Origin of the sequence: Methylorubrum podarium (genome assembly GCF_022179745.1) — a bacterium.
Classification (GTDB): Bacteria; Pseudomonadota; Alphaproteobacteria; order Rhizobiales; family Beijerinckiaceae; genus Methylobacterium; species Methylobacterium podarium.
On the sequence record NZ_BPRD01000684.1, the window covers coordinates 1 to 2,278 of the forward strand.

At 70.6% G+C, this 2,278-nt stretch carries 4 protein-coding genes; 3 read left to right on the plus strand and 1 reads right to left on the minus strand.

From position 1 onward, the window contains the following. The first annotated feature begins 61 nt into the window (after nt 1-61). Nucleotides 62-658, plus strand: a complete 597-nt coding sequence (locus MFF42_RS25775; RefSeq protein WP_238258808.1) for a hypothetical protein — start codon at nt 62-64, stop codon at nt 656-658. A 39-nt stretch (nt 659-697) separates the two neighbouring features. On the opposite strand, the gene MFF42_RS25780 is transcribed toward MFF42_RS25775, so the two are convergent. Then, entirely contained in the window at nt 698-1,303 is a 606-nt protein-coding gene (locus MFF42_RS25780) for a YgjV family protein (RefSeq protein WP_238258809.1), read from the minus strand. Nucleotides 1,304-1,620: 317 nt separating this feature from the next. Between MFF42_RS25780 and MFF42_RS25785 the strand changes: the two genes are divergently transcribed. Continuing rightward, nucleotides 1,621-1,941, plus strand: a complete 321-nt coding sequence (locus MFF42_RS25785; RefSeq protein WP_238258810.1) for a hypothetical protein — start codon at nt 1,621-1,623, stop codon at nt 1,939-1,941. After that, a partial coding sequence (locus MFF42_RS25790; protein WP_238258811.1) for a TetR/AcrR family transcriptional regulator occupies nt 1,938-2,278 on the plus strand: 341 nt, incomplete at its 3' end. The genes MFF42_RS25785 and MFF42_RS25790, both read left to right, overlap by 4 nt.

Sequence of the window (2,278 nt, forward strand, 5' to 3'; positions counted from 1 at the left end):
CCGAGGGAACGGCCTCGCAGCCGAAGCGCTCCTGAGCGCAAACGATCGACGGAGTGACCCGATGAAGCCCTCGCCCCTCACCCGGCATCTGGCCGGCGGCCTCGCGGCGTACGCGCTCCTCGTCGGCGCCGCCGCGGCGCAGGACGCGACCCCGCCCGCTCCGCCCGCCGCTGCCCCGATCGCGGCGGGCAAGCCGGCCAATCTCTGCCAGGAACTGGCCGCCTTCGTGAAACAGCCGGAGCCGGCCAACAAGGCGGCCGCGACGCCGCCGCAGCAGGCGACCGCCGTCTCGAACCCGTCCGGCAAGACCGAGGGCGGCAAGCCCGCGGGTGGCGGCGAGCCTCAGAAGACGTCGGGCCTCAGCGGTGCCGTCAGCGAGAGCGGCAGTGGACCTGCTCCGGGCAATCAGTCCGGCAACCCGGCGGTGAACCCGCACGCCAAGGCGAATGCCGAGGCCAAGAATCCCCCCGCTCCGGGGACGCCCGCCCCGTCGCCGAAGCCCGACCCGGCGACGGTCGAGAAGATCGAGGCGGCGGCCGGCGCCAACGATCTCGCCGCCTGCCGGGAGGCCGCCCGGTCCATGCGCGTGGCCGGCGTCGCCATGCCACCGGCCCTGCTCGCGCTCTCGGCGCTCGATCCGAAGTTCTTCCATCAGTAACGCGACGGGGGCGGCGCCACGCGGTGCCGCCCCTCCCCCTCAGGCAGCGCCCGGCAGCGGACCGATCGGGCTGACGGCGGTAGCCGGCTGCGAGACCGGCTTGGCCGCTCCGCCGCGCACCAGCGCGATCACCAGCGCCGTAATCGTGAGCAGGTCGCAGGTCAGGCCGAAGACCGAGCCGACAAGCGTGTTGTGGATCACCCAGCACGAGGACGCGCCGAGGAAGACCCGGCGCATGGCCTGCGCATTCCCCTGAAGCCGCGCCGTCGTCGCGAGCAGCGATCCGAGTCCGGCGCAGGCCGACGGCCAGCCGTTCCACGTCGCGAGGGTCAGCCCGAGGGCGACGAGGCTGCTCGCCAGGAAGAGCGGCGCGACCCAGGCCGCGCGCGAGTCCGGCCCGATCCAGCGCGCCGCGACGAGGCTCTGCATCACCGAGACGAGGCACATCGCCGTCCCGGTCTGCGCGCCGAGTTGCAGGAAATGCAGCGCGAAGCAGGCTGAGCAGGCCGCCGACGTGACGAGGATCAGACTTCGCCGCGGCATCATCCCGCCGACGAAGCCGAGGCAGAGCCCGAGGCTTCCGAACAGGTCAAGGTGTTCACGCGCGGCATTCCACGAAAAGGCGGCGAGATCTGCGGAGGACATGATCTGGGTCTCGAACGACGCGTCCGTTGCTCGTTTCGACGGTCGTTCCGCTGAGGCTGTTCTTGCTTCTGCCCTCGCCGTCCGTCGGGACCTTCGCGAAAGCAGTGTCGACGGCCGGCGGAGGCGTGCCCGTCTTGATCGATGCGCTAGGCTCGCGTGGTAACCGGATCGTTAATGCAGCGAGACCCGCCCGGAGGCGTGGCGCCGATGCCTCACCTGCAACGCGAGGCGCGCGACCGCACCTCATGAGAATAAACGTTCATTGACACGAGAATGAACGTTCACTATCAAGCCCCGACAGCGTCGGAGTTCAGGCCATGAGCGTGATTGTCGGTGAACGGGCGTCTCTCTCTCCCGCGATCGGTCTCGGCGTCGAACATCGCTCCGCGGCGGCGCAGGAAGGCTTCGGCCCGCTTCGTCTCGTCCGCGCGGTCTGCACCCCGGCCAACCTGCTCGTCTGCGCCGTCGTCGCCCTCGGCTGGTTCGCGCTGATCGGCTGGACCGGCGCCGGCCCGGACGGCTGGCAGGCTCGTCTCTGCGCCGATCTCGACCTCCAGCCGCGGGCCTGCGCCTCCGTGCGGCTCACCGGCGAGGCGGATCGCACTGCGTCCATCGGCTTCGTAGGATCTTCGTCATGAGTGCAGCGGCCGGCGCCGTCATCGACGCTCGCAACGGACAGGCGGCGCGGCGCGAGCACATTCTGGATGCCGCCGAAGCCTGTTTCGTCCGCAACGGATTCCACCGCACGACGATGCAGGATCTCGCCCGCGAGGCTTCCATGAGCCCGGGCAACATCTACCGCTACTTCGATTCCAAGGAAGCGGTCGTCCTCGGTCTGGCCGAGCGCGACCGCGAGCGCGGCGCCGTCCTCGTCGAAGCGATGGAGCGGGCCGGCGACAAGCGGGCGGTCCTCATGGGCGTGCTCGCCCGTTTCTTCCACGACATCACCCGCGAGGCGGCGATCCTGCGCCTCGA